This is a genomic window from Saccharothrix sp. NBAS 001 (assembly GCF_056640475.1).
On record NZ_CM153251.1, the window covers coordinates 5,737,814 to 5,761,353 of the forward strand.

The following is a 23,540-nucleotide window of genomic DNA, read 5'->3' on the forward strand; positions in this document are numbered from 1 at the left end:
CCGACTACAGATGGTGACGGCCGCCTACTTGAGATTCTCCACGGCCGCCGCGTCGCGCTTCTCCCCTGGCATGAACCGCACGTCGACCAACTCAGGCTTGAACCCAGCACCGCCGCGTGAAGGCAGAATCGTCACCACAACGCCCATCGCTTCAAGCAGCGCTCGCTTCTGAGTCACCTTCAGCGCACGCCAACGCTCCTGGGCCTTGGCACCGATGATGTCTCCCAGCATGTCCTGAGGGATTCCTCGAACGGCACGCATCGACTCCTGCTCGGCTTTCTCCAACTCCGGACGCAGGGTCGCCGTGATCCTCCGCATCTGCTCGCGGTCGATGGTCCCGTCTGCATAGTCGTCGGCGGCACCGTCAAGCCGGGCGCGGATGGTCTCCACCTGCTCACGGGCGGCTCGTGCCTTGTCGTCGTCCCGAGCCAGCAAGTCACGGGCATCGGGCTCTTGCAGGCGTCGGACGACCACACGCTCTACAAGGTCGTCCACCCAACTCTGGCGTCGACCGACACACGATGACGGGCCGTCGCAGACGTAGAGAGGAACCTTGCCTTTCTCCTTGTGACGCGGGTTGATCCATCTCATGACGACACGAAGCCGGATGCCGCAACCCGGCCTACCGCACTGACCGATGCCGAACGTCAGTAGATGTTGCCGCGCCCCACCGCGTGTAGTGACTCGTGACGGGTCGTTCAGCAACGCGACAACCTGGTCGTGCCGGGCGCGGTCGATGATGGGTGGCCACGCGGCCGGGCCGAAGTCCTGCCGGCCTCGTGGCCGCCTGGCGATGTTCGCCAGGCGCAGCGCCAGCTTGCGCACGGAACTCGTCCGCCAAGGCTTACCGCCGCCCTGTGGTGTCAGAACTCCGCGCTCGTTCAGGTCCGCAGTGATCGCGTTGAGCGACTCACGCGACAACAGTCGTTCCACGATCTCCTGGACGATGGCCGCCTCTTCCGGCTCGACCTCGTCGTACCAGTCCACGACCTCACCGCTGTTGTTGCGGATCTTCACCCGCCGCCAGCCAAACAGCACCGCGCCGTTGGCCTTGCCCTCCTCGGCACGTTGCTTGGCTGCGGCCTCGACCCGCTCGGCCTTGACCTCTGACTCCATCGTGTCGAACTCACCGAGGAGACCTGCCAGCGCGCGGCCATAGGCGGACGTGAGATCAATGTCGGAGCCCTTCACCAGGACAACCGACACTCCGGCCTTCGACAGCTTCTCGATCGCATCGGCCCGCTCCCGGCGGTTGCGCCAAAGCCGGGACATCTGGAACGCCACGATCTTCGTGATCCTGCCGGAAACCGCTGCCTCGATCAGCCTGTCGTACTCGGGTCTAGGACCGCCCTTAAGCGCCGACAGGTCGTTGTCGACGAACTTGTCGTAGACCGTCCAGCCACGCTGTTCGCACAAGGTCAGACCGTCTGCGACCTGGCGCTTCACGCCCTTCTCCAGCCCGAGCGGATCCTCGCTGATACGGGCGTAGACCCCCACCGCCTCGTCCATGCACCAAGGCTAGCGCGTGTTCACCGCTAGTGTGATTTACTCTTCCCGGGTGGTGTGGGGCGGACCACGTCGCCGGAGGACTTCACGTCGTTGATCGACGACGTGTCGACCCGGATCTTCGACGAACTGCCCGACGACACCTGGTTCTACCCCGGCCACGGCGACGACTCGACGCTCGGCAAGGAACGACCCCACCTCGACGAGTGGCGCGCACGCGGCTGGTGAACCCGAGCGGGGCCTGACCCGGCCCCGCTCCTCACACCTCGATGATCTCGACCACGCCGTCGAGCCCGATGAAAACCTTCGCGTTGCGCGTGTAGAGCGGCAGTCCGCGTGCGGAGGCGATGGCGGCGATCATCAGGTCCAGGTGACGCGGCTTCGGGTCGCGGTCCGCGTCCAGGGCCAGCGCAACCAGCGTGCCGAAACGGGCGGCGGCCCGACCGTCGAACGGCAACGGCTCGAACTCCACGAGCGCCGCGCCCAACTTCTCGATCCACGCGGCACGTGCGGCAGCGCCCTTCGCCATCGCCACGCCCCGGTGCAGTTCGGCCAGGGTGATCGCGGTCAACTCGGGAATCTTCGGCAGCACCGCCGGATCGAGCAGTCCCAGGTCGATGTAGGTGCAGGTGTCCAGCACACCCGACTCGCGCCGCTCAGCCACGACTGCGCTCCCACGGGTCGTCCCCACCGATCCGGTCTTCACCACCGAAGAGGTCGTCGGCCTCACGCCGCAGGCGGTCGTGACCGACCTGCGGCAGCCCCCGGTGCCGCTCCACCAGTTCCTCGGCCGTCCACCGCTGGCGGCGGGCCAGGGGACGGACCTCGGCGATCTCCACGCCGTTGCGGGTGACGTGGAAGGTCTCCCCCGGCCTCGACCGCGTCCATGACCGCAGCGGAGTTGTTGCGGAACTCCCGCTGACTGATGACCTTCACCGACCGAATGTAGCCCCGCGTAGCACAGCGAGCTACATGCGCTGGGCCTGTTCACCGCTCGCGTGATTCGTCGTGACGGCGTGGGGCAGACCACGTCGCTGGAGGACTTCGCGTCGCTGCACGGCGACGACTCGGCGTTGGGCAGGTACCCGGCGGGTCGGTCCTGACGGGTACGGGCGGCCAAGAGACGGAGCCGCTTCTGCGGTTCGGCCTCCAACCGGACCTCGGCGTCGGTGACGATCTCGGGGTGCCCGCCCTCCAACAGCGGGGGGCCAGAGACGTTTCCGGGCCACCGAGTCGTGGACGCCCTGGATCAGGACGTCGGGCAGACCCCCGCCGCCCTCCGTGAAGAATCACCCGATCGAGTAGGACAGACCGTCCGCCGGGCGGACGGAAATGGCCAGGACACGGGGTCGACCACCGTCGTAGCTTGGCGCGATGATCACCTACGAGTGGCGCGGTCGGTTCGACAACGGTGAGGTGAACGTCCTGCACGCCGAGGGGTTCGACCACCCGGTGCTGGACGACGACTGGTGGACGCAGGTGAACCGGCACAGCCTCGGCTGGGTCTGCGCCCGGCAGCAGGACGTTCTCGTCGGTTTCGTGAACGTGGCGTGGGACGGCGCGTGTCACGCGTTCGTGCTCGACACCCTGGTCGCGAGCGCGGTCCGGCGTCAGGGGGTGGGGCGGCAGCTCATCGGCCACGCCACGGAAGGTGCCCGCACCGCGGGGTGCGAGTGGCTGCACGTCGACTTCGAACCGCACCTGCGCCCGTTCTACTTCGACAGCTGCGGCTTCCGCCCGACCGACGCCGGACTGATCCCCCTGCACGCCACCCCGGACGCACCGCCGACCCCGTCCTGACCGGCGCACGAACCCGGTCGACGTGCTCGCCCGAGCCGTCGGCGGACCTGGCATGGCGGACGTGCCACAGGACGAAGACCTCCACCCGCCCGACGCTGGGCAGCGACCAGCCAACCCCCAACCGACATTCCGCCCACCACGGGGAAGGCCCGAATCACCCGGAAGCGCGCGTGACGGCGTCCAGCACGTCGAGGTAGCCCTCGCCGGCGCGCCACAGGTTGTCCGCGACGGGCTCCAGCTTGCCGGGCTGCCAGCGCTTTTCCTCGTAGACGCGGGTCCGGTCGCGTAGTGCGCGCAGGCTCAGCGCCAGCTCGTCGGCAAGCCGCTCGCGCAGGGCGTCCGGGCTCGGCGCGGTCGGGCGGACTTGATCGCCACGGCCCTCCGTCAACGCCGACAGGGCGTCCTCCGCGACGCCACCTTCCGCGTCCCACACCAGGACAGGCCGGTCGACGCGGTGGTTCCAGACCGGGCCGTGCGCCGAGCGCCACAGGGGCGTGACGGGACTGCGGGACAGGCGGGTCGAGTTGCTCCAGTGTTCCGCGCCGATCGGCTCGCTGAGCCACGGCACCTCGTCCACGGGCAGGTCGACGGCGAGCGCGACGGTGACCCGGTCGAGGTCACGGGCCACGCCGAGGATGTCGCCGACCGCCCACAGCCCGACGACGTCCAGCCGGTGGATCGGGTTGGGCCGCTCGTGCAGCTCCGCGCACTTCTCCGCCAGTTCCCGCAGGTGGTGCACCGCACGCGTCCACTTCACCGCGCCATCCTCGTCCACGCCGGGCGGGGCGCGTCCGGCCGGGGTCGGCGACCCACCGGGTCGTCGTGCCCGACCACATGGGCTTCGGCAAGACCGCGCGACACCCGCCGACCGGCACGTACTGGTTGCAGGACCACCTCGACGACCTCGAAGCCCTGGTGCTCGACCTCGGACTGCGGGACATCACGCCGGTCGTGCACGACTTCGGCGGATCGACGCGTACGCCTCGGCCTTCCCCACCCCGAGGAGAGCCGTGGCCCGGCACGTCCTCCCGCTGTTCAAGTCCGCCTTCCCGAAGGGCCTCGTTACCGAACTGCCGGGGGTCGGCCACTACGGCATCGAACACGCACCGGATATCGTCGCCGCCCTGATCGGCCCGTTTCTCGACCTCACGACGGGGTAGCGCGGCGTTAGGCGTTCAGCTCCGCACGTCTACGGGCGCGCGTCGGCGGTCCACCGCCCAGACGACCAGCAGCATGACGGTGGCCGCGCCGGACACGATGGCCCACCCCGGCATGCGCGCCAGCTCGGGCAGCTTGTACTCGTCGAACGTGTACTGGAAGACCAGTTGCAGCGCGTTGCGGATCCCCAGGTCGGCCGCGATCAGCAGCGGCCCCAGGGCTATCGGCAGGGCGTGCGCGGCGATCAGTGACGGGGCTACCGCCGCCGCTGTGGAGGTCACCGCCGCGACGGCCGCGCCGAGCAGCACGGCGGCGGGCAGGACCAGGGGCGCGGCGGTCTCCATCTCCTCGTAGGTGCCGGTGGTGGGGGCTGCGGTCGCGATCGTGAAGCAGACCAGGGCGGTGGCGGGGACGGCCAGGAGCAGGGGGCGGCCCGCCAGGCTCGCTGCCACGCCGGCCGCCAGACCGGCCAGGGCGGGTGGCCACAGCGAGTCGAGCCGGCCGACGGAGAAGTAGGCCGCCACCGCCAGGGGCGCGGCCATGGCGTAGAGGACCAGTGCGGCGGTTCCGGTGCGGAGCAGTACTCCGGGGGCCAGGGCGGTGGCCTGCTTGGCGGCGCAGGCCAGCACGACCAGTCCCGCCACGCCTGCCGCGAGCACGGGGTACTCCGCGCCGAGCGGGTAGCCGACGATGATCAGCACGATCGGCAGGGCCGCCGCCCACGCCCCGACCCGGGCGGACTTCCGGCTCGACGGGTCGGCTCGGTGTGCGGTCTTCAGGACGGCGAGCAGGCCGCCGAGCACGCCCGCACCGGCGAGGGCCAGGTCCACCAGGGGTGGGCGGTCCTTGAGTTCCAGCCACGGCAGGGCGACCAGCACCGCGGCGACGACCTGGATCCCGACCGCCGCACCTGCCAGGGCGGGGCCCCAGCGGGGAACGGTCGACGCTGCGGCCAGCGCGCCCAGGACGATCAGCACCGCACCCGCGACCCACGTGCCCTGCACGACGCTGTCGACCAGCGAACCGCCGTCGAGCAACGTCCAGTGCCGCACCACCACCCCGGGCACGGTGCTCAGCGACCCCACGAGCAGCAGCCACGGCCAGCGCGCGGTCTCCCGCAGCCCGACGACGGCGGCGAGAGCCGCGAAGCCCAGCACCACGAACGCGTACCCGTCGACCCGGAACTCCGCGCCTTCGCTGGTGATCAGGTCCTGGGCAGCGGCACTGACGTTGAGCAGGGCGACCAGGGACAGCGCCACGGCACCGCAGGTCCAGCCGGTCGCGTCGCGGTTCACAGGGTGCTCCACGAACCGCAAGGTAGCCGACGTGTGGCCCGTCCGACGGCGCTTTGTCCAAGGCGGGAGACCCGAGCACGTCCCAGTTCCCGATGTGCTCGCCGGGGGGAAAACCGGGCCGGAGCGGGGGCGGTGATCGGATACGCTCGGGTGCGTGCCCGCCTCGGACCGCTTCGCCGCCCTCGCGGCGGCGTGAACCAGTAGACAACCGCGCATCGCGCCGTCGCACCGCGAGTCCTCGCCGGTGTGGCCTCTGAGCGCTACCCGGCTCCCTCTCCTGGAGATCCGGAGCCTTCCGTGCACTTCCGCTGTGACGTCACCGGCCGGTGGTCGGTGTGAATCGTCGTGCCTTCGTCGTGACGGCCGTCCTGTTGTCGTCGTTGTCCTTCCCGTTGACCATCACCGGCGCTTCGGTGGCGTTGCCCGCCCTCACGGGTGACCTGGCCGCCTCGCCGACCGCCGCGCAGTGGGTGGTCGCCGGGTACAACCTGTGCTTCGCCGCGTTCCTGGCGTTCGGCGGCTCGCTCGCCGACGTGCTGGGACGGCGGCGGCTCTACGTCGTCGGGGTTTCCGCGTTCCTGGTCGGCAGCGCTTTGTGCGCGGTCGCCGGTGACGTCGGGGTCCTGGTCGTGGCACGTCTGCTCGCCGGGGTCGGGGCGGCGGTCGCCACGGCCACCGGGCAGTCGTTGCTCGCCTCCGCGTTCGACGGCGCGGCGCGCGGCCGGGCGTTCGGGGCGCTGGGGACCGTGTTGGGGGTCGGGGTGGCGTTCGGGCCCGCGGTGTCCGGGTTCCTGGTGGACCTCGCGGGGTGGCGGGCGGTGTTCTGGGTGCCTGCCCTGCTGGCGGGGCTGGCGCTGGTGCTGTGCCCCGCGTTGCCGCCGGGCCGGGGCAGCGGGCAGCGGGTCGACTGGGCCGGCGGGCTGCTGTTCACGGTCGGGCTCGGGGCGTTGATCTGGGTGTTCGTCGAGGCCCCGGCGCTCGGGGGTGGGCACCCGGCGGTGCTCGCGGTGGGCTTGGCGGCGGTGGTGGCCGTGGCGGGGTTCGTCCGGGTGGAACGGCGGACGGCCGTGCCGGTGTTCGACCTCGCGCTGCTCGGCGACCGGGCGTTCCTCGGCTACTCGCTGGTGGCGGCGGCGATGATGGGGCTGCTCGTGCCGCTGCTGGTGTACCTGCCGTCGTACTTCATCGACGTCGTCGGGCTCGACCCGACGCGGGCCGGGCTGTGGATGCTGGTGCCGACCGCGCCCTCCGTGCTGCTGCCGGGTCTGGGCGCGGCGGTCGCGCGGCGGTCGCCCCGGCTGTTGGCCACCGGCGCGGTGCTCACCACGTCGGTCGGCGTGGTCGGGCTGGTGGCGGTCGGGCCGGCCGGCGTGCCGTGGATCGCGTTGCTGCTGACCGGAATCGGGGTCGGGCTCACCACGGGGGTGGTCGACGGGCTGGCGTTGGCGAGCGTGCCCGCCGACCGCGCCGGGACGGCGGCCGGGCTGTTCAACACCGCGCGGCTGACCACCGAGACGGTCTCGCTCGCGGCGGTGGGCTCGGCGTTGACCTTGCTGGGCGGCGGGGAGCCCGCCGGGTTCACCGGTGCGGTGCGGGTCGTGGTCGTGGTGCTGGGGTTCGCCGGTCTCGCCGCCGCGATCGGGGCGAACGTGTTGCTGCGGCGGCAGAACGGCCGGTGACGTAGGTCAGCGGTCGAGACGGTTGAGTTGGTTGAGGTGGTCGGCGAGGGCGGCGTGGGTTTCGGGGTCGAAGGCGACCAGGCGGACCGACGTCACCTCGGTGTCGGCGTTCGCGATGGTGGTGACGGCGATGCGGGCCGCCTCCGCCGACGGGAAGCCGTAGATGCCGGTGGCGATCGCGGGGAAGGCGACGCTGCGCGCGCCCAGCTCGCCGGCCACCTCCAGGCTGCGGCGGTAGCACGAGGTCAGCACCTCGGCTTCGCCGTGGCGGCCGCCCTCCCACACCGGGCCCACGGTGTGGATCACGTGGTGGACGGGCGGGGTCAGGTCGAACGCCGGGGTGGCGATCGCATCGCCGGGCGCGCAGGGCGCGACCCGCGACCCGGCTTCGGCCAGGCGCGGACCGGCCGCCCGGTGCACGGCCCCGTCCACCCCGCCGCCGCCCAGCAGCGACTCGTTCGCCGCGGTGACGATGGCGTCCACGGCCTGGCGGGTGATGTCGCCCTGAACCACTTCGATCGTGACCATCCGCCAAGCATCCGACACCGGGGAACGGTTGCCGGCGCTGTTTCGCGCAGGGCGGATGTCAGAGCGGGCCGTTGTCGTGGGCCGTCAGGTACGCCTCGGCGCGGCCCGCCGCGCCGAGTTCCGCCACCGCCGCCGACAGGTGGTTGCGCACGGTTCCGTTGGACAGGTGGGTTTTCCGGGCGATCACCGCGACCGGGGTGTCGTACTCGGCCGGCCGCAGCACTTCCAGCTCGCGCGGGGTCAGCGGGCACGGCGAGGTGGTGAGGGCGTCGGCGGCCAACGCCGGGTCCACGTACCGGCCGCCCGCGTGCACCCGGCGGATCACGTCGGCCGGCGCCCCGCCGGGAGAACCCTTGGGCAGGAACGCCTTCGCGCCCGCCACGGCCGCGCGGCCGTCCGCCGCGTGCGCCACCACCTCGATGTCGGGCTCCAAGCCCAGCAGCGCGGCCACCGCGACCCGGATCAGCTCCTCGTCGTCGGCCGGCAGCACGCGGATCACGTGGGCACCGTCGCCACCAGCGTGAACACCCCGTCCTCGCGCGTGACGTCGATCACGCACCACCGCGCCCAGCTGTGCCGCAGCACGTTCGTGCCCGCCTCCCGCAACGCCCACGACAGTTCACGGGCGGCGGGCGGCAGCTCGGTCGGGAGGGTCACCGCGCAGCGCACGCCGGCGGAGGTCAGCACCTGTTCGATCGCCGACGCCTGCTCGGCGAGGTCGACCGCCCGGTAGCCGTCGACCGCCTCCCGCAGGTCGACCAGGGCGGACGCGGCCGGCGCACGGGCCTCCCCCGCTTCGGCGGCGGCCCGGGAGGCGTCCACCGGGGCCAGCCGCTCGGCGGGTTCGGCCTTGAGCGCGATCACGGTCAGCCGGTGGCCGAGCAGGTCGTGCACGTCCCGCGCGAACCGCAGCCGCTCCTCGATCACCGCGAGCCGGGCCCGCGCCTCCCGCCCGTCCTGCGCCTGCACCACGAGGTCCCACAACCACACCGGCAGGACGTGCGCCAACGCCAGACCCGACCCGATGCCGGCGGTGATCAGCAGCCCGTGCACCGGGTCGGCGGACAGGACGAGCGACGCGCCCGCCGCGCCGAGCGCCACCGCGCACCGGGTCCGGCCGCGCCGGAACACCGTCGAGCAGAGGACGCCGGCGTGCGCGGCGGTGAACAGCAGGAGCCCGACCGCGCCGAACACCACCCGCGTCGGCCGGGTCTCCAGCAGCAGGCCGATGCCCGGCCCGATCAGACTGGTGGACCAGGCCACGCCCAGCGACACCGACGTCAGCACGCGCGCACGGCGCACCGCCTGCCCCCTCACCACGCGAGCGACACCCCCACGAACGCGTCGACCACGATGCAGCCGAGCGCGTACCAGCGGGGCACGACCAGGTTCGCGCGGTAGTGGAACAGGTCCCAGCCGGCGTGCGCGAGCCACCCGGCGGCCACCGCGTACCGGCCGACGTCCGGGGCGAGCAGCGCGGTGCCCGCGAGGGCCCCGAACGCGAGCGCGCCCGCCGCCTGCGCCGTCAGCACGGCCGGGCGTCGGGCGCAGCCGCGCGCCAGGCCGATCACCAGGTACGCCAACGCGCACCCGGCCAGGCCCCACGTGCCGAAGCCGGTCCAGTCGTCGCCGTCCGCGACGATCGCGATGCCCAGGGCGGTCGAGACGGCCAGGGAGATCCAGGATGAGCGGGTTCATGACGACCACGGTGGTGCCGGCCCCGGGCAACCGGGACGTGCGCGCTGTCATCGGGATCCCGTGCGGATCGCACGCCCCGGACGTGACCGCCCGCCGCGCTCTGGGGGTCTGATCGCGAGGTGGGGCGCGGTCAGCGGTCGGCGTAGGTGCCGGCCGACGTGCGCAGGGCCGCGACGCAGGCGGCGATCGCCGGGTGGTCGGCGGTGCCCCGGCGGTAGGCGATGCGGGTGCGGCGGCGGATCGGCAGCGGGAGCAGGCGGACGCCGGCGGGCGGGTCGGTGGCGGCCAGGCGCGGCACCAGGGACACGCCCTGACCGGCCGCGACCAGCGCGAGCACGGTGGTGTAGTCGTCGGCGTGGTGGCGGGTGCGCGGGGTGAAGCCGGCGTCGTGGCACACCTGCGCGGCGACCGCGTGGCACAGCGTGCCGGGGCTGCCCATGATCCACGCGGCGTCCCGGAAGTCGGCGGGCGTGCCGGCCGCGCCGGAGGTGGCCAGGTAGACCGTCTCGTCCAGCAGCGGCACGCTCTCCAGCGCCGGGTCGGGGCTCACCGGGTGGGTGTCGTAGTCCTGGAGCAGGCCGGTGTCCAGCCGGCGGTCGTGCAGGGCGGCCGGGACGTCCACCGGGTCCAGTTCGGTGACCATCAGCTCCAGGCCGGGGTGCCGGCGGCCCAGTTCGACCAGGGCGGGCGGCAGGACGGTGCGCACGGCGGTCGGGAACGCGCCGATGCGCAGCGGCCCGGTCAGGCCGCCGGCGAACGCGGCGAGCGCCGCCGAGGTCCGCTCCAGCGCGGTCAGCACCGTCTCCGCGTGCCGGACCAGCACCTCGCCGGCGGTGGTGAAGGTGACCCGGCGGCCGGTGCGCTCCAGCAGCGGCACGCCCGCTTCGCGCTCCAGGGTGGACAGCTGCTGGGAGACCGCGGACGGCGTGTAGGTGTGGGCCTGCGCGACGGCGGCGATCGTGCCGAGGCGGCGCAGGTCGTGCAGCAGTTGCAGGCGGCGGACGTCGAGCATCGGCACAGCTTACGGTTCTCGTCAGAAATGTGAACTGGACCTTACGCTTTTGCGGCCTGATCCTGGTACCCATGACGCTTTCCGGGGTATTCGTCCCACTGGTCACGCCGTTCGACGCCGCCGGTGGGGTCGCGCTCGACGCGGTGGAGCGCCTGGCGCACGAGGTGTTGGACGACGGCGCGGCGGGGATCGTCGCGCTGGGCACCACCGGCGAGCCCGGTTCGCTGACCGCCGACGAGCGGCTCGGGGTGCTGGACGTGGTGGGCGGGGTGTGCCGGGAGCGGTCCGCACCGCTGATCGTCGGCGCGAGCACCCAGGACGCCCTCGACGCGCTGGAGGGCACCGGGGCCACCGCCGCGCTGGCCGTCGTGCCGCCGTTCGTCCGGCCGGGCGAGGCCGGCGTGGTCGCGCACTTCGCCCACCTCACCGGCCCGGTCCCGCTGGTCGTCTACCACATCCCCTACCGGACCGGGCAGGCGTTGTCCGCCGACGCCCTGCGCCGGATCGCCGCGCTGCCGCACGTGGTCGGCGTCAAGCACGCGGTCGGCGGGATCGACGCGGACACCGTCCACCTGCTCGCCGACCCGCCCCCCGGGTTCGCCGTGCTGGGCGGCGACGACCTGTTCATCTCGCCGCTGCTCGCGCTCGGCGCGCACGGCGCGATCCTGGCGTCCGCGCACTTCGCCACCAGGTCGTTCGTCGAACTGGTCGACGCGTGGCGCACCGACCCGGCCCGCGCGCGGGAACTCGGCGGCCGGTTGGCCGCGCTGTCCGACGCGGTGTTCACCGCGCCCAACCCGACCGTCGTCAAGGCCCTGCTGCACGCGCAGGGCCGGATCCCGACCCCCGACGTCCGGCTGCCGCTGCTCGCCGCCGACCCCGACCTGGTGGTCGACGCGGTGAAGGCGTGCCAGGACTGGTGACCTCGTCCGGACGCGCCGGCGCCGTCACCGGGGCGGGCGGCGGACCGTGAACAGGACGTAGCCGCAGCTGATCTCGCGGCGGTCCGGGTGCTCGCGCACCCAGGCGTCGACCAGGTGGGCGGGGAACTCGATGCGCAGCACGGCGTCGAGTTCGGCCGCGTCGCGGCAGCGCCAAGCGGACATCACCGGCGTGCGGCGGGCGGCGAACCCGGCCCACCAGGCGTCGGTGGTCTCGCCCGCGCCCTGAGCGGTCGCCCACGCGCTCGCCGTCAGCAGCCCGGCGAACTCGCCGGCCCGCCAGTCGTTGTCGATCACGACCAGCGCGCCGCCGGGCGCGAGCACCCGCAGCACCTCGCGCAGGCCGGGTTCGCAGTCCGGCGGGAAGAAGTACGCGAACCGGGCGTGCACGACGTCGACCGACGCGTCCGGCAGCGGGATGTGCTCGGCGGAGCCGGCCAGCACCTCCCCGCCGCCCCGGGCCACCGCGCGGGCGCGCAGGTCGGGATCGGGCTCGACGCCGACCACCCTGGCCGCGTCGGCGTAGCGCGGCAGCCAGAACCCGGTGCCGCAGCCCAGGTCCAGCAACGTCCGGCCGGCCCAGTCGGCTTCGGCGCGCAGCGCGGTCCACAGCGCGCCGGACGGGTCGATCGCCTCGTTCTCCCGCTCGTAGACGTCGGGGTGGCCGGCGATGTTGGGCGCGCGGGCGAAATCCGGGAACGCGGGCAGGCCGGCCAGCAGGGCGGCCATCGCGGAGCGGGGCAGCGCCGGGTTGGCCGCCGCCGCGCGGGCGGTGCCCCAGTCCGGGTCGTGCAGCAGCGCGAGCAGGCGGGAGGTCGGCAGCGCGGGGTGCCCGGCCAAGGCCCGGCGCACCTTCGGCACGTCCAGCTCCAGCAGCCGGTCCAGCAGGTCCGGCGGGCACGCCGGGTTGCGCGCGACGGACGCCGCGATCCGGGCGCCGTGCTCGTCCAGCAGGGCGCGCAGGCGCTCGGCCGGCACCGCCGGGTGGCGGGCGATCGACTTGAGCACCTTGAGGTCCGGGTCGACGGCGAGCGCGCGCACCACGTCACCGGGCAGGTCCGGGCGTTCGGCGACGAACACCCGCACCGCCGGGTCGGGCGCGGCGGCCAGGCCGCGCAGTTCGTCCGGGTCGGCGGCGGCCACCCGGGGCAGCAGGGTGGGTCCGATCGGGGTGGCGGCGGCCAGGTCGGCGAGCACGTCGAGCGGGACGGCGGGGTTGTGGGCGAGACTGCGCTGCACGTCGTGCGTGCGGTCGACGGCCATCTCCCGGATCAGCGGCTCGGCCAGCGCCGGGTTGCGGGCCAGCGCCGCGCGCACGCCGGGGACCGGGTCGCGGGCCAGCCGGCGGTGCAGGTCGGCGGGCAGGTCCGGGTGTTCGGCGGCGGTCCAGCGGTTGGTCGGGGACGGGTCGGTGGCGAGCGCCACGAGGTCCGCGGCGGTCAGGTCCGGCGGCCCGGCCTGCGGCTGGTCCGCGGCCAGGTCGGGGCGGCGGGCGGCCAGGTCGGCGCGCAGGTCGGCGGGCAGCGCCGGGTTCTCGGCGAGCCCGCGCAGCACGCCGGCGAGGTCCGGGGCGGCGGGGTCCGGCACGGACTGGTCCACGACCTGGGATCGTAGCCGGCCGGGAACCCGCTCCGGCGAGGTCGAGAGCAACGCCCGGCTCCCCCGGGGTCACGGGTGCCGGGTCCACCAGCACGGGAGGTCCGCCATGTCCTACACCACCGATTCCCGGGTCGACGAGTACATCGACGCGCTGCCGCCGTGGCAGCGGGAGATCTGCCGCGCGGTGCGCGACCTGGTGCACGAGGCCGACCCGGACGTGGTCGAGACGATCAAGTTCACCAACCGGCCGTACTTCGTGCTCGACGGCAACGTCTGCGCGCTGCTCGCGGCCAAGACGCACGTCAACGTGTTCCTCTACGACGGGGCGATGGTGCCGGACCCGGAGGGCATCATCACCGCCGGGCACGACAACAAGACCGCGCGCACGGTGGCGTTCCGGCGCGACGACCCGATCAACGCGCCCGCGCTGGTCGCCATGTTCCGGCAGATCATCGCGAACAACCGGGCGGGCGGGTGGCGCAAGCTCAAGCGCGACGCGGCGTCCGGGTGATCACCTGTATGTTGCCGGGCGTGGTGGTCGAGATCTACACCGACGGCGCGTGCAGCGGCAATCCCGGACCGGGCGGGTGGGGTGCGGTGCTGCGGTACGGGACGCACGAGAAGGACCTGTACGGCGGCGACGCCGGGCCGACCACCAACAACCGGATGGAGCTGATGGCTCCCATCCAGGCGTTGGAGAGCCTGACCCGGCCGTCGGTCGTGCGGATCTACACCGACAGCACCTACGTGCGCAACGGCATCACGTCGTGGATGGCGAAGTGGGCCGCCAACGGCTGGCTGACCAGCGCGAAGCAGCCGGTCAAGAACGCCGACCTGTGGCGTCGGCTGGCCGAGGCCGCGGCGCGGCACGAGGTCGAGTGGCACTGGGTCAAGGGCCACTCGGGGCACGTCGACAACGAGCGCGCCGACCAGCTCGCGGTGCGCGGCGTCCGCGAGGTCTCGGGGCGCTAGGCCGGGGCCGGCTCACAGCCAGCCGTTGTCGTGGGCGGTCGCGAAGGCGTCCCAGCGGCCGGTCGCGCCGAGCTTGCCGACGACCGCCGACAGGTAGTTCCGCACGGTCCCGACCGACAGGCCCATCCGGCGGGCGATCTCGGCCACCGGCGTGTCGTACTCGGCCTGCCGCAGCACCTCCAGCTCCTGCGGGGTCAGCGGGCACGCGGGCGGCAGCAGGGCGTTCGCCGCGATCGCCGGGTCGACGTACCGGCCGCCGGCGTGCACCTTGCGGATCACGTCGGCCAGCGCGCCCGCCGGCGACCCCTTGGGCACCAGGCCCTTCGCCCCGCCGGCCAGCGCGCGCTGCGGGTGCGGCGGCTTGCCCTGGCCGGTCAGCACGACGACCGCGCAGCCGGGCAGCACCCGGGCCAGTTCGGCGGCCACCGCGAAGCCGTCCAGGCCGGGCATCACCGCGTCGACCACGGCCACGTCCGGCCGGATCGCGACGGCCGCCGCCAGCGCCGACGCGCCGTCCGAGGCCAGCGCCACGACCTCCAGGTCGATCTCCAGGCCCAGCAGCGACGCCAGCGCCACCCGGACGAGGTCTTCGTCGTCGGCGACCAGCACCCTGATCAAGACGGCCTCCCGCGGACCGGGAACGGGGACCGGGCCGGGTCGATCGTGCATCACCGCGCGAAGATGCGGACCGTTCAGTTGCCGGTCCCGGCCTCATCCCCAGATGCCGGCCAGCCGCCGCATCCCCTCCGCGATCCGCTCGACGGTGTTGGTGGTGAACGACAGGCGCAGGGTCGCCGGGTCGGGGGTGGTGGCGTAGAAGGACGCGCCGGGCACGAACGCCACGTCCCGGGCGAGCGCCGCGGCGAGCACGTCGGCGGTGTCGACCTCGCCCGGCAGGGTGGCCCAGACGAACATGCCGCCGTCCGGGTCGGTCCACCGGGAGCCCGCCGGCAGGGTGCCGGGCAGGGCGGCGACCATCGCGTCCCGGCGTTCCCGGTAGGCCGCGCACAGCGTCCGGACGTGCGCGGACAGGTCGTTGGCGGCCAGGTAGGCGGCGGCCGCGGCCTGGTCCACGGTGGACGTGTGCAGGTCGGCGGCCTGCTTCACGATCGTCAGCGTGCGCAGCAGCCCGGCCGGGGCGCGCAGCCACCCCAGGCGCAGGCCGGGCGCGCCGATCTTGGAGAAGCTGCCCAGGTGCAGCACCCGCGCGCTCATCGACGCCAGCGCGGGCACGTGGTCGCCCCGGTAGCGCAACTCGCCGTACGGGTCGTCCTCCACGACCCACAGGCCGTGCCGGTCGGCGAGCGCGGCGACCTCGGCGCGGCGCTCGGCGGTGAGCGTGCGGCCGGTGGGGTTGGCGAAGGTCGGCACCAGGTAGAGCAGTTCGGGCCGCTCGCGGTCGAGCACGTCGGCCAGCGCCGCCGGGACCAGCCCGTGCTCGTCGCTCGCGACCGACACGACCCGCGCGCCCGCGAGCTGGAACGCCTGGATCGCGGCCAGGTAGGTGGGCTCCTCGACGGCGACCACCGCGCCGGGCTCCAGCAGGGCCGTGACGACCAGGGTCAGCGCCTGCTGCGACCCGGTGGTGACGAGCAGGTCGTCCCCGGTCGTGGGCAGCCCCCGGGCGGTCATCCGCCCGGCCACCAGTGCCCGCAGGTCGGGGTCGCCCTCGGTGGGCGCGTACTGGAGCGAGCGCCGGGTCACCGCCCGGTCGAACGCGGCGCGCAGGCCGTCGAGGTCGAACAGCTCGGGGGCGGGCAGCCCGCCCGCGAACGAGATCACCTCGGGCCGGGCGGTGAGGGCGAGCAGGTCGCGGACGGGCGAACCGGCGAAGGTGCGGGGCATGGTGGTTCCTCGGGACTCAGGAGCGGGGAGGTCGCGGTCGTGCCGCGAGCGAGCAGGTCGCGCTGGGGGTCGAGGCGCCCGGGACCAAGCCTAGCCGTTGCGCCGTATATGCCGTTCGGGCTATATTGCCGAGATGGAATCTACGTTCGCGGTGCTCGCGGACCCGCGCCGCCGGGAGATCCTCGACGCGCTGCGCGCGGGCGAGCGGCCGGTCAACGACCTGGTGGACCGGCTCACGCTGACCCAGCCGACCGTCTCCAAGCACCTCAAGGTGTTGCGCGAGGCCGGGCTGGTGGAGGTGCGGCGGGACGCGCAGCGGCGGTGGTACCGGCTGTGCCCGGAACCGCTGGCCGCCGTGGACGCGTGGCTCGCCCCCTACCGGCTGCTGTGGGAGCACAGCTTGGACGCCCTGGAACGACGACTGGACGGGATGGACCGATGAACGCCGAACTGCGACGGGTCGACGGCAAGCCGGTGCTGCGCTTCGAACGCGTGCTGCGGCACGCGCCCGCCGAGGTGTGGCGGGCGGTGACCGAACCGGCCGAGCTGAAGCACTGGTTCCCGGCCGAGGTGACCGTCGACGGGACCGCGCTGCGGTTCGCCTTCCCCGATTCGGAGAGCGCCGGCGAGATCCTCGAACTCGACCCGCCGAAGGTGTTCGCGTTCCGCTGGAACACCGACGTGCTGCGGTTCGAGCTGCACCCGCACGAGGAGGGCTGCCTGCTGGTGTTCACCCACGCCCTGGACGCCGAACCGGCGGCCGGCCGCACCGCCGCCGGCTGGGACTCGTGCCTGTCCGCGCTGGAGGCGGGCCTCGACGGGCGCACCGCCGAGCCGCCGGCCGGGTGGCTGGAGCCGATGGAGCGCTACGTCCGCGCGTTCGGCCTGGACGAGGGCCGCGTCGAGGACGGGGTCGTCCGGTTCGTCCGGGACCTGGTGTGGCGTCCGCTGGACGAGGTGTGGGCGCTGTTCGCCGACGGAGCCCCGGTGCTGCCCGCCCGCGCGACCAACCCGCACGTCCCGCCCGGCCCGGTGACCGCGATCGAGGCGCCCCGGCTGCTGGAGTTCGCCTCGCCCACCGGGACCGTGCGCTGGGAGTTCCGGCACGACCCGGAGCGCGGCACGTCCGTCGAACTCGCCCACGCGGTGACCGACCCGGCGTTCGCGCCGACCGCGCTCGCCGCCTGGCACGTGCACCTCGACCTGCTGTTCGCGGCCACGTTCGGCGAGGTCCGCCGGTGGCCGGCGGACCGGTTCGCCGAACTGGAGCGCGACTACGGGAGCCGAGCGTCCACCCGGGCCAGGTGATCGCGGCCGTAGCGCCCGTTCTCCAGACCGTCGCGCAGCACCGCCGGCAGGTCGGCGGCGACCCGCGATGACGTGGCGGCGGCGGCCAGCGCGATGGTCGCGACCGTGTCCACGTCCCCGGTGAACGCCACGCACGCCCGCAGCACCCCGCTCGCCGAACCGTGCCCGGCCAACGCGGTCAGCGCCGCCCGCACGCTCATCACGCCCTTGGACCCGACCTCCCCCGACCACGGCCGGGCCCACACCGGCGACCCGAGCCGGTCCGCGATCCAGTCGCCGACCTCGGCCACCGGGCCCAGGTCGTACCGGCAGTGGTGCACGGCCAGCGCGGCGGCCGACGCGGACGCCACCCCGTCCGGCGTGTCGTGCGTGACTCGCGCCTGCACCTCGGTGCGCAGCAGCACCTCGTCCACGTCGGGGAGCAGGCCGAGCGGTGCCGCGCGCATGGCCGCACCGCTCTTGTCGCTGTCCGGCCGGATGCGGGCCAGGAAGTCCGCGCCCGTCCGGACCTCGCCCAGGAACGCCTGGAAGCCGCGCGCGTAGCCGTCGCGCGGGTCGCGGTGGAAGGCGTCCACGAACCGGTCGGCGATCGCCGCCGGCGTCCACGGGCCGCCGTCGACCAGCAGTTCGGCCAGCGCGAGCGTCATCTGGGTGTCGTCGGTGTACGCGCCGGGCGCGACGCCGAGGTGGGTGGGGTGCTGCACGTACCCCGCCAGGGTGTTGTGCGCGGCGACGAAGTCGGCGGCGGCGTACTCGAAGCCCGCGCCGTACGCGTCGCCGATCGCGAGTTCGACCAACATGACCCGATGATGACCGCCGAACGGCCGCCGGTCCGGCGATCCGACCCTCCCGGTGGTTCTGCGTCGGGGTGCGCCGCATTGATTCCAATGGCCGCAGCAGAACGGCTGAACCGCCCGCCGCCATTCACACCCCGGACATTGTTGAACGACCCGTCGGCCCAGCTCAAGCGCAGGTAGGACACCATCCGAAAGTCGGCCTAACGTCGAGCTATAACCGGTTCGGTATATCCCTTTTACCCCAATTGGGTGGTACGAATTTCGTGACCAAAGACACCCTGTGCGCGAGAAATCGCGTGTCTTCGGAATCGAGGAACCTTGCGAATCACCAGGTTGATCCCTGCGCTCGCAGCCGCCGCCCTCTCGTTGCTCACCGTCATGCCGTCCGCGTCGGCCGCGCCGGCCGGCACGGACGGCGGTGTGACGCCGTACATCATCGGCGGCGGCTACGCGACGAGCGCCCCGTGGGCGGCTCGACTGTTCTCCAACGGTCGGCAGACCTGCACGTCGACCATCATCGCGCCCACCTGGATCCTGACCGCCAAGCACTGCGTGAGCGGTGGCGGGCTGTCGTTCCGGATCGGCAGCCTGGACCAGACCAGCGGCGGCACCACGGCCAACGGCATCCAGACGGTCACCCACTCGTCGGACCTCGCGCTGGTCAAGCTCGACCGCTCGGTGACCGCGACGTACGCCCGGCTCGCCACGACCTCCCCCGGCGCCGGCAGCTCGGTGCAGGTCTACGGCTGGGGCGCGACGTCCCGGTGCGGCTCGGAGATCAACTGCCAGTCGCAGCGGCTGAAGGTCGCGAACGTCACCGTGTCGGGCAGCTGCACCGACGCGTACGGCGGCACGGCGATCTGCGCCCGCTACGGCAACGGCATCACCGCCGGCGGTGACTCGGGCGGCCCGATGGTCTACAACGGCCAGCAGATCGGCGTGGCCTCCACGAGCGACCGGCAGACCACCACCGCGTACACCAACGTGACCCGGTACCGCTCCTGGATCCAGTCCGTCGCCGGGGTCTGATCCCCGCACCCGGACGGCCCGTCCGCGCGGCCTCGACGGCGAACCTGGCCGCGCGGGCGGGCTCCCCAAGTGAAAAGGCTCACGGCCCGGCGCGATCCGGGCCGTGAGCCTTTTCCGTGCCGGTGACCCCGCGATCAGGTCACCGGCACGTCAGCTCAGCTCCGCCGCCTGCGTCCCAGCAGGACCAGCAACGTCGTGCCGCCGGCCAGCAGCAGCCCGCCGACGACGACCGTCCAGCCGACGTTCGCACCCGTCTGCGCCAGGTCGTCCGACCCGCCGCCGACCACGTCCGTCGTGGTCGTGGGCCCGACCGTGGTCCCGGGTCCGACCGCCGTGGTGGACGTGACCGACCCGCTCGTGGTCGACCCCGTCGCCGTGGTGGTCGTGGTCGAGCTGGGTCCGCCGATCGTGGTGGTCGTGGTCGGTGCCGTCGTGGTCGTCGTGGTCGTGGGCTCGGTCGTCGTGGTCGTGGTCGTCGGCTCGGTGGTCGTGGTCGTGGTCGTCGGCTCGGTGGTCGTCGTGGTCGGCTCAGTCGTCGTGGTGGTCGTGGTGGTCGTGGTGGTCGTGGTCGGTTCCGTCGTGGTGGTCGTCGGTTCCGTCGTGGTGGTCGTCGGTTCCGTCGTGGTGGTCGTCGGTTCCGTGGTGGTGGTCGTGGTCGTCGGTTCCGTCGTGGTCGTCGTCGGTTCCGTCGTCGTGGTGGTGGTGGTCGTCGTGGTGGTCGTCGTGGTCGTGGTCGGCTCCGCGCAGCTCGGCAGGTCGCCGTTGAACGGATACGCGTGGAACTCCTGGCCGCCGCCCGTGTTCGCGCCACCGTGCGTCAGCGAGCCCGCCGAGAAGAACCGGCCGTTGAGGCCCGGCACGGTCACCGTCGTCATGCTCGCCGGGTTGCCCACCAGCACGCTGCCCTGGAACTGGGCGCTGCCGTTGATGCCGGCCGCGGTCGCGTCCGGGAAGTTCCACAGCAAACGCTCACGCAGCGCGTTGACCGGGCTGCCGTCGGCGAGTTCGCCGGTGAAGGTGACGATCTTGCGGTCCGCGCCGAGCATGTTGACCAGCACGGTCGCGCCGGGCGGGATGCCGACGAACTCGATGCCCTGGGCGCCGCCGGACGCGCTCGCGATGTCGAAGTCGACGTTGAACACCTGGAGCGCGGACGTGCCGTCGCCGGTGAACAGCGTCTGGTAGCCCTGGTTCACGGCGGTGCCGGTGGCCACGGCGGTCTTGTAGCACTGGCTGGCCGTGTTCAGCTGCGCCGTCAGGTTCGTGTACGGCGCGAACGCGTTCGGGTCGGCGTTGGTGTCGCCGACGACCGTGCCGGTCAGCGGGCCGGCGTGGTGCACGACACCGCCTTCGCCGACCAGCCGCTGTTCGTTCGCGATGGTCACCCCGCCGCCGGTGACCAGGAAGTCCGACCCGTCGGGCGGCGGCACCCGGGACCCGACGCCGACGATGCCGATGTTGTAGATGGGCGAGCCGCCGGGTGCCTTGTTCTGGTCGAAGTCGCCGCCGACGACCACCAGGCCCTCGGCCTCGGCCGCGCCGAAGCGCACCAGCATGTCGCCGCCGACGTAGACGTTGATGCCCTCGTCGCGCCCCGCGAAGTCGCCGTTGTTCACCGGCGGGAACGTGCCGGGGCACTGCGACCCGACGCACGGGCCGAGACCGCCGGGCAGCGGGTCGGCCGAGCCGATCCCCTGAAGACCGACTGCGGCCACGAGGGCCACCGCGCCGAAGACGCCGAGTAGGTGAGCACGCGTGCGGGACATGCGCACGATGCTCTGTGCGCGGCTCGTGAACCGCGCGACGACACGTGCTGGGGTAACCCACAAGGGTAAGGAGAACCGCTCGACCGAGTGAAACACAGATCACAGCCGGCACCCTGTCCGCGCAGCTCAGGGGCCTTCCGGCGGTAGTCCGAACTCCGCGCGGACGCCCAGCAGCCGGACCGCCCGGGTCAGCTCGAACTTCGCCAGCGCGGCCAGCGCGCCCCGCTCGACCGCCTCGACGTCCTCGCCCGGCTCGGGCAGCGTCACGCTCCGGGTGCCGGTGAAGAAGGGGACGAACCGGACCTTCACCGCGACCCGCAGCACGGGCCGCCCCTCGGCCCGCGCGTCCTCGGCCACCCGGCGCGCGATCACCAGCACCTGCTCGCGGATCTCCGCCTCGTCCGACAGGTCCTGCTGGAACGTGGTCTCCCGGGACCGCGACCGCGCCACCCACGGCGTGGCGCTGACCGCCGTGTCGCCCGCGCCCAGCCCGAGCCGCCGCAGGTGCGGCCCGGTGGCCGGGCCGAACCGCCGGGCCAGCACCTCCGGGTCCGCCCGGCCCAGGTCGGCCACCGTGCGCACGCCCAGTTCGGCGAGCTTCGCCGAGGTCCGCCCGCCGATCCCCCACAGCGCCACGACCGGCCGCGCGGCCATCACCTCGACCCAGTTCCGCGCGGTCAGCCGGTAGATCCCGGCGGGTTTGGCGAACCCGGTGGCGAGCTTGGCGCGCAGCTTGTTGTCCCCGATCCCGACCGAGCAGGACAGCCCGGTCTCCTCCCGCACCCGGGCCCGGACCAGCGCGGCCAGCGCCTCCGGGTCGTCGGTGCGCGCGCCCAGGAACGCCTCGTCCCAGCCGATCACCTCGACCACCAGGGGCAGCTCCCGCAGCACGTCCATGACCTGCGCGGACACCGCCTCGTACGCGGGCGCGTCGGAGGGCAGGAACACCGCGTCCGGGCACTTCTTCACGGCCGTCTTGAGCGGCATCCCCGAGTGCACGCCGAACGCGCGGGCCTCGTAGGACGCGGTCGCCACGACGGCGCGCTCGGTCGGGTCGCCGTTCCCGCCGACGACCACCGGCCTGCCCCGCAGCTCGGGCCGGCGCGCGACCTCGACCGCCGCGATGAACTGGTCGAGGTCCACGTGCAGCACCCAGTCCTGTTCGGACACGTCCACCAGTATGTGCGTGAAATGCTGTCCGCGTGACCCCGGAGGAACTCGCCCACCTGCGGCGGGCCCGCGACTTCATGGACCGCGAGTACGCCCGGCCGCTGGACGTGCCCACGATGGCCCGCGCCGCGCTGATGTCGACCTCGCACTTCGCCCGCCAGTTCAAGATCGCGTACGGCGAGACCCCCTACAACTACCTGATGACCCGCCGCATCGAGCGGGCCAAGGCACTGCTGCGGCGCGGCGACCTGAGCGTCACCGAGGTGTGCCTGGCGGTCGGCTGCACGTCGCTCGGCTCGTTCAGCACCCGGTTCACCGAGCTGGTCGGCGAGTCGCCCAGCGCCTACCGCGCCCGGGACCACTCGGCGGTCGCCAGGGTGCCCGCGTGCTGGGCGAAGAACGCGTCGCGACCGAGCAGAGTTCGAGAAGCGCGCCCCTGACCGGCGGGCATAGGTTCGCGCCATGAGCATCACGTTCTCCTACACCTTCATCCACGTGCACGACCAGGACGTGGCACTGGCCTTCTACCGCGACGTGCTCGGCCTCGAAGTCCGCAGCGACGCGCCGTTCGACACCTGGCGCTGGCTCAGCGTCGGCTCGCCGACCCAGCCCGACGTCCAGATCGTGCTCGCCCTGCCCGAGATGGGCCGGTCCGCGCAGGACGCCGAGGCGGTCCGGGCGCTGATGGCCAAGGGCGCGCTGGACAGCGCGATCTTCCAGGTCGACGACCTGGACGCGACCTTCGAGCGGATCCGGGCGGCCGGCGCGGAGGTCGTGCAGGAGCCGATCGACCAGTTCTACGGCGCGCGGGACTGCGCGTTCCGCGACCCGTCGGGCAACCAGCTCCGGTTCGCCGGCAAGCGGGCGTGATGCGTGCGGGCTGCCTTCCGTGACACGATCGGTTTCGTGGAAGGCAGCCCCCGCGACCGCGACGAGACCGGCCGGGCCCGCAACGCGCGCCCGCGCGACGGCCTGGGCCGTCCCCTGCCCTACGGCGCGCCGGGCGTCGAACGCCAGCCCGAGGGCGTGCCGCGCCCGCCCGAGCAGGCGCTGGTCGAGGCGCAACGCCTGCTGGACGACGGCAAACCGTTCCACGCGCACGAAGTCCTGGAGGACGCGTGGAAGACCGCGCCCGAGCCGGAACGCGAGCTGTGGCGGGGCCTGGCCCAGCTCGCGGTCGGCCTGACCCACCTGGCGCGCGGCAACGCCAAGGGCGCGCACTCGCTGCTCGACCGGGGCGCGCGCAACATCGAGCCGTTCCGCGCGGACCCGCCGTACGGCGTGGACGTCGCCGGCCTGGTCGACTGGGCCCGCACCGCCACCCCCGCCCCGCCCCGCCTGGTCGCCGACCCGGGCCGGCCCTGAACCCGGCCGCCCGACCCGAACGCCGTGGAATCGGCCGGGGAATTGGGCCGAATGCCCGCTTGGGGCCGGTGC

At 73.3% G+C, this 23,540-nt stretch carries 29 protein-coding genes and 2 pseudogenes; 15 read left to right on the plus strand and 16 right to left on the minus strand.

Annotated features, from left to right (window positions below):
- Positions 1-24 precede the first annotated feature (24 nt).
- Positions 25-1,509 carry a recombinase family protein gene (locus AC0HI0_RS24005; RefSeq protein ID WP_480925751.1) on the minus strand — a complete coding sequence of 495 codons (1,485 nt, stop codon included), beginning with the start codon at positions 1,507-1,509 and terminating at the stop codon, positions 25-27.
- 33 nt (positions 1,510-1,542) lie between these two features.
- On the opposite strand from AC0HI0_RS24005, the pseudogene AC0HI0_RS24010 reads away from it, so the two are divergent.
- Positions 1,543-1,734 (plus strand): annotated as a pseudogene (locus tag AC0HI0_RS24010) (MBL fold metallo-hydrolase); the annotation flags it as partial.
- Between the two features lie 31 nt (positions 1,735-1,765).
- Here AC0HI0_RS24010 and AC0HI0_RS24015 read toward each other — a convergent pair.
- Positions 1,766-2,170, minus strand: a complete 405-nt coding sequence (locus AC0HI0_RS24015; protein WP_480925752.1) for a PIN domain-containing protein — start codon at positions 2,168-2,170, stop codon at positions 1,766-1,768.
- Positions 2,163-2,345 carry a hypothetical protein gene (locus tag AC0HI0_RS24020; RefSeq protein WP_480925753.1) on the minus strand — a complete coding sequence of 61 codons (183 nt, stop codon included), beginning with the start codon at positions 2,343-2,345 and terminating at the stop codon, positions 2,163-2,165. Before AC0HI0_RS24020 ends, AC0HI0_RS24015 begins: the two co-directional genes overlap by 8 nt.
- Positions 2,346-2,880: 535 nt before the next feature.
- Here AC0HI0_RS24020 and AC0HI0_RS24025 point away from each other — a divergent pair.
- Positions 2,881-3,306, plus strand: coding sequence for a GNAT family N-acetyltransferase (locus AC0HI0_RS24025; RefSeq protein ID WP_480925754.1), 426 nt, complete (start codon positions 2,881-2,883; stop codon positions 3,304-3,306).
- A gap of 154 nt (positions 3,307-3,460) precedes the next feature.
- On the opposite strand, the gene AC0HI0_RS24030 is transcribed toward AC0HI0_RS24025, so the two are convergent.
- On the minus strand, positions 3,461-4,063 hold the full coding sequence (locus tag AC0HI0_RS24030; RefSeq protein ID WP_480925755.1) for a DUF7711 family protein: 603 nt from the start codon (positions 4,061-4,063) through the stop codon (positions 3,461-3,463).
- Between the two features lie 77 nt (positions 4,064-4,140).
- On the opposite strand from AC0HI0_RS24030, the pseudogene AC0HI0_RS24035 reads away from it, so the two are divergent.
- Positions 4,141-4,218, plus strand: a pseudogene (locus AC0HI0_RS24035) (hypothetical protein); the annotation flags it as partial.
- A gap of 98 nt (positions 4,219-4,316) precedes the next feature.
- Positions 4,317-4,466: a hypothetical protein gene (locus tag AC0HI0_RS24040; RefSeq protein WP_480934559.1), complete on the plus strand. Its 150-nt coding sequence runs from the start codon at positions 4,317-4,319 to the stop codon at positions 4,464-4,466.
- Positions 4,467-4,481: 15 nt separating this feature from the next.
- Here the strand turns inward: AC0HI0_RS24040 and AC0HI0_RS24045 are convergent, their stop codons facing one another.
- The gene (locus tag AC0HI0_RS24045; protein ID WP_480925756.1) at positions 4,482-5,771 is read right to left on the minus strand and encodes a hypothetical protein; all 1,290 of its coding nucleotides are present in this window, start codon (positions 5,769-5,771) and stop codon (positions 4,482-4,484) included.
- A 323-nt stretch (positions 5,772-6,094) separates the two neighbouring features.
- On the opposite strand from AC0HI0_RS24045, the gene AC0HI0_RS24050 reads away from it, so the two are divergent.
- Positions 6,095-7,438, plus strand: a complete 1,344-nt coding sequence (locus tag AC0HI0_RS24050) for an MFS transporter (protein WP_480925757.1) — start codon at positions 6,095-6,097, stop codon at positions 7,436-7,438.
- Positions 7,439-7,444: 6 nt separating this feature from the next.
- On the opposite strand, the gene AC0HI0_RS24055 is transcribed toward AC0HI0_RS24050, so the two are convergent.
- The 4 genes from AC0HI0_RS24055 to AC0HI0_RS24070 are packed head-to-tail and all read right to left on the minus strand — an operon-like array spanning position 7,445 to position 9,549.
- Entirely contained in the window at positions 7,445-7,966 is a 522-nt protein-coding gene (locus AC0HI0_RS24055; protein WP_480925758.1) for an O-acetyl-ADP-ribose deacetylase, read from the minus strand.
- Between the two features lie 58 nt (positions 7,967-8,024).
- Complete coding sequence (locus tag AC0HI0_RS24060; protein ID WP_480925759.1) at positions 8,025-8,465, minus strand: response regulator transcription factor; 441 nt, start codon at positions 8,463-8,465, stop codon at positions 8,025-8,027.
- Positions 8,462-9,268 (minus strand): sensor histidine kinase, encoded by an 807-nt coding sequence (locus AC0HI0_RS24065; protein WP_480925760.1) that lies wholly within the window; start codon positions 9,266-9,268, stop codon positions 8,462-8,464. Before AC0HI0_RS24065 ends, AC0HI0_RS24060 begins: the two co-directional genes overlap by 4 nt.
- Before the next feature lie 11 nt (positions 9,269-9,279).
- On the minus strand, positions 9,280-9,549 hold the full coding sequence (locus AC0HI0_RS24070) for a hypothetical protein (RefSeq protein WP_480925761.1): 270 nt from the start codon (positions 9,547-9,549) through the stop codon (positions 9,280-9,282).
- Positions 9,550-9,650: 101 nt separating this feature from the next.
- On the opposite strand from AC0HI0_RS24070, the gene AC0HI0_RS24075 reads away from it, so the two are divergent.
- The gene (locus AC0HI0_RS24075; protein WP_480925762.1) at positions 9,651-9,776 is read left to right on the plus strand and encodes a hypothetical protein; all 126 of its coding nucleotides are present in this window, start codon (positions 9,651-9,653) and stop codon (positions 9,774-9,776) included.
- Positions 9,777-9,794: 18 nt separating this feature from the next.
- Here AC0HI0_RS24075 and AC0HI0_RS24080 read toward each other — a convergent pair whose 3' ends face one another.
- On the minus strand, positions 9,795-10,676 hold the full coding sequence (locus tag AC0HI0_RS24080; protein WP_480925763.1) for a LysR family transcriptional regulator: 882 nt from the start codon (positions 10,674-10,676) through the stop codon (positions 9,795-9,797).
- A gap of 71 nt (positions 10,677-10,747) precedes the next feature.
- Between AC0HI0_RS24080 and AC0HI0_RS24085 the strand changes: the two genes are divergently transcribed.
- A complete protein-coding gene (locus AC0HI0_RS24085; protein ID WP_480925764.1) occupies positions 10,748-11,599 on the plus strand; it encodes a dihydrodipicolinate synthase family protein in 852 nt (283 codons plus the stop codon).
- 24 nt (positions 11,600-11,623) lie between these two features.
- Here the strand turns inward: AC0HI0_RS24085 and AC0HI0_RS24090 are convergent, their stop codons facing one another.
- Positions 11,624-13,216 carry a methyltransferase domain-containing protein gene (locus tag AC0HI0_RS24090; RefSeq protein WP_480925765.1) on the minus strand — a complete coding sequence of 531 codons (1,593 nt, stop codon included), beginning with the start codon at positions 13,214-13,216 and terminating at the stop codon, positions 11,624-11,626.
- Positions 13,217-13,322: 106 nt separating this feature from the next.
- Here AC0HI0_RS24090 and AC0HI0_RS24095 point away from each other — a divergent pair, with 106 nt between their 5' ends.
- Complete coding sequence (locus tag AC0HI0_RS24095) at positions 13,323-13,727, plus strand: DUF1801 domain-containing protein (RefSeq protein WP_480925766.1); 405 nt, start codon at positions 13,323-13,325, stop codon at positions 13,725-13,727.
- A gap of 8 nt (positions 13,728-13,735) precedes the next feature.
- The gene (rnhA, locus tag AC0HI0_RS24100; protein ID WP_480934371.1) at positions 13,736-14,188 is read left to right on the plus strand and encodes a ribonuclease HI; all 453 of its coding nucleotides are present in this window, start codon (positions 13,736-13,738) and stop codon (positions 14,186-14,188) included.
- A gap of 12 nt (positions 14,189-14,200) precedes the next feature.
- Here rnhA and AC0HI0_RS24105 read toward each other — a convergent pair whose 3' ends face one another.
- Together AC0HI0_RS24105 and AC0HI0_RS24110 are read right to left on the minus strand one after the other, a co-directional pair.
- Positions 14,201-14,806, minus strand: a complete 606-nt coding sequence (locus tag AC0HI0_RS24105) for a response regulator transcription factor (protein ID WP_480925767.1) — start codon at positions 14,804-14,806, stop codon at positions 14,201-14,203.
- 93 nt (positions 14,807-14,899) lie between these two features.
- The gene (locus AC0HI0_RS24110; RefSeq protein WP_480925768.1) at positions 14,900-16,033 is read right to left on the minus strand and encodes an aminotransferase-like domain-containing protein; all 1,134 of its coding nucleotides are present in this window, start codon (positions 16,031-16,033) and stop codon (positions 14,900-14,902) included.
- Between the two features lie 133 nt (positions 16,034-16,166).
- On the opposite strand from AC0HI0_RS24110, the gene AC0HI0_RS24115 reads away from it, so the two are divergent.
- Together AC0HI0_RS24115 and AC0HI0_RS24120 are read left to right on the plus strand one after the other, a co-directional pair.
- Positions 16,167-16,475, plus strand: coding sequence for an ArsR/SmtB family transcription factor (locus AC0HI0_RS24115; protein WP_480925769.1), 309 nt, complete (start codon positions 16,167-16,169; stop codon positions 16,473-16,475).
- Positions 16,472-17,341 (plus strand): SRPBCC family protein, encoded by an 870-nt coding sequence (locus AC0HI0_RS24120; RefSeq protein WP_480925770.1) that lies wholly within the window; start codon positions 16,472-16,474, stop codon positions 17,339-17,341. The genes AC0HI0_RS24115 and AC0HI0_RS24120 overlap by 4 nt, the downstream gene beginning before the upstream one ends.
- On the opposite strand, the gene AC0HI0_RS24125 is transcribed toward AC0HI0_RS24120, so the two are convergent.
- Positions 17,308-18,141 carry an ADP-ribosylglycohydrolase family protein gene (locus tag AC0HI0_RS24125; RefSeq protein WP_480925771.1) on the minus strand — a complete coding sequence of 278 codons (834 nt, stop codon included), beginning with the start codon at positions 18,139-18,141 and terminating at the stop codon, positions 17,308-17,310. The two genes, AC0HI0_RS24120 and AC0HI0_RS24125, sit on opposite strands and share 34 nt — an antisense overlap.
- Positions 18,142-18,456: 315 nt before the next feature.
- On the opposite strand from AC0HI0_RS24125, the gene AC0HI0_RS24130 reads away from it, so the two are divergent.
- Positions 18,457-19,167, plus strand: a complete 711-nt coding sequence (locus tag AC0HI0_RS24130) for a S1 family peptidase (RefSeq protein WP_480925772.1) — start codon at positions 18,457-18,459, stop codon at positions 19,165-19,167.
- Positions 19,168-19,322: 155 nt separating this feature from the next.
- Here the strand turns inward: AC0HI0_RS24130 and AC0HI0_RS24135 are convergent, their stop codons facing one another.
- Entirely contained in the window at positions 19,323-20,933 is a 1,611-nt protein-coding gene (locus AC0HI0_RS24135) for a choice-of-anchor A family protein (RefSeq protein ID WP_480925773.1), read from the minus strand.
- A gap of 126 nt (positions 20,934-21,059) precedes the next feature.
- A complete protein-coding gene (locus tag AC0HI0_RS24140) occupies positions 21,060-22,103 on the minus strand; it encodes a DNA polymerase IV (protein WP_480925774.1) in 1,044 nt (347 codons plus the stop codon).
- Between the two features lie 32 nt (positions 22,104-22,135).
- Between AC0HI0_RS24140 and AC0HI0_RS24145 the strand changes: the two genes are divergently transcribed.
- The 3 genes from AC0HI0_RS24145 to AC0HI0_RS24155 are packed head-to-tail and all read left to right on the plus strand — an operon-like array spanning position 22,136 to position 23,468.
- A complete protein-coding gene (locus AC0HI0_RS24145) occupies positions 22,136-22,543 on the plus strand; it encodes a helix-turn-helix domain-containing protein (RefSeq protein ID WP_480925775.1) in 408 nt (135 codons plus the stop codon).
- A gap of 22 nt (positions 22,544-22,565) precedes the next feature.
- Complete coding sequence (locus tag AC0HI0_RS24150; RefSeq protein WP_480925776.1) at positions 22,566-22,973, plus strand: VOC family protein; 408 nt, start codon at positions 22,566-22,568, stop codon at positions 22,971-22,973.
- A 36-nt stretch (positions 22,974-23,009) separates the two neighbouring features.
- Positions 23,010-23,468, plus strand: coding sequence for a DUF309 domain-containing protein (locus tag AC0HI0_RS24155; RefSeq protein WP_480925777.1), 459 nt, complete (start codon positions 23,010-23,012; stop codon positions 23,466-23,468).
- Positions 23,469-23,540: the final 72 nt, after the last annotated feature.

What these genes read in the sequence shown, in the direction of transcription:
- AC0HI0_RS24135 (WP_480925773.1), bottom strand. Translation starts at nt 20,933, where the DNA reads ATGTCCCGCACGCGTGCTCACCTACTCGGCGTCTTCGGCGCGGTGGCC.
- AC0HI0_RS24150 (WP_480925776.1), top strand. Translation starts at nt 22,566, where the DNA reads ATGAGCATCACGTTCTCCTACACCTTCATCCACGTGCACGACCAGGAC.
- AC0HI0_RS24120 (WP_480925770.1), top strand. Translation starts at nt 16,472, where the DNA reads ATGAACGCCGAACTGCGACGGGTCGACGGCAAGCCGGTGCTGCGCTTC.
- AC0HI0_RS24115 (WP_480925769.1), top strand. Translation starts at nt 16,167, where the DNA reads ATGGAATCTACGTTCGCGGTGCTCGCGGACCCGCGCCGCCGGGAGATC.
- AC0HI0_RS24025 (WP_480925754.1), top strand. Translation starts at nt 2,881, where the DNA reads ATGATCACCTACGAGTGGCGCGGTCGGTTCGACAACGGTGAGGTGAAC.
- AC0HI0_RS24080 (WP_480925763.1), bottom strand. Translation starts at nt 10,676, where the DNA reads ATGCTCGACGTCCGCCGCCTGCAACTGCTGCACGACCTGCGCCGCCTC.
- AC0HI0_RS24075 (WP_480925762.1), top strand. Translation starts at nt 9,651, where the DNA reads ATGAGCGGGTTCATGACGACCACGGTGGTGCCGGCCCCGGGCAACCGG.
- AC0HI0_RS24005 (WP_480925751.1), bottom strand. Translation starts at nt 1,509, where the DNA reads ATGGACGAGGCGGTGGGGGTCTACGCCCGTATCAGCGAGGATCCGCTC.
- AC0HI0_RS24085 (WP_480925764.1), top strand. Translation starts at nt 10,748, where the DNA reads ATGACGCTTTCCGGGGTATTCGTCCCACTGGTCACGCCGTTCGACGCC.
- AC0HI0_RS24125 (WP_480925771.1), bottom strand. Translation starts at nt 18,141, where the DNA reads ATGTTGGTCGAACTCGCGATCGGCGACGCGTACGGCGCGGGCTTCGAG.
- AC0HI0_RS24055 (WP_480925758.1), bottom strand. Translation starts at nt 7,966, where the DNA reads ATGGTCACGATCGAAGTGGTTCAGGGCGACATCACCCGCCAGGCCGTG.
- AC0HI0_RS24110 (WP_480925768.1), bottom strand. Translation starts at nt 16,033, where the DNA reads ATGCCCCGCACCTTCGCCGGTTCGCCCGTCCGCGACCTGCTCGCCCTC.
- rnhA (WP_480934371.1), top strand. Translation starts at nt 13,736, where the DNA reads ATGTTGCCGGGCGTGGTGGTCGAGATCTACACCGACGGCGCGTGCAGC.
- AC0HI0_RS24095 (WP_480925766.1), top strand. Translation starts at nt 13,323, where the DNA reads ATGTCCTACACCACCGATTCCCGGGTCGACGAGTACATCGACGCGCTG.